Genomic DNA, 589 nt, shown 5'->3' on the forward strand with positions numbered 1-589 from the left:
CTGGAAAGTGATTTCGATAAATTCAGCCGGGCGAACCATAGCGACCAACACGGTAATACGCAGAATACCTTCCAGAATATCGTTTCCGGTCATCGTTTTACCCAGACCAACGCTCACATTGTAAGCTTCACCTGGCGTTGAACCTGCTAACCCGCCTCGTTTCCAGATACCGTACAGGAAGTTACCCAGCATGCTTTCCATTGAGACCCAAGTATTGGCGACGTTGGGTTCGAAGACATACGCTTTTGAAGCAAGCTTAATGGACTCTTCTAACATAATCATCGTGCGCCTGACGTTGATATAACGCCAGTCTAAGCTATTGCCATCAAGCGTTCTGGCTCCCCAGACTAATGTGCCTTCACCGATAAACGGCCGAATAGCGTTGATCGATTTACCCTGTGTCGTAACGTTCAGATCTTCTTGTTCATCATCGCTGATATTAACAGTTGGAGAGACCACCGCATTGACACTGACGTTTGCTGGCGCTTTCCATACGCCGCGAGAGTTATCGACCATGGTATAAATACCGGCCATCGCCGCGGAGGGGGGCAGGATATTTTGCTGAAACTTAATGTCCGCCATAATAGTT

At 48.2% G+C, this 589-nt stretch carries 1 protein-coding gene; it reads right to left on the reverse strand.

The genetic code is table 11. The features are described 5' to 3' along the window. On the reverse strand, positions 1-589 hold a 589-nt coding region (locus J5224_RS34145), incomplete at both ends, for a phage tail sheath family protein (protein WP_264629285.1).

Source organism: Candidatus Symbiopectobacterium sp. NZEC135, assembly GCF_025962695.1.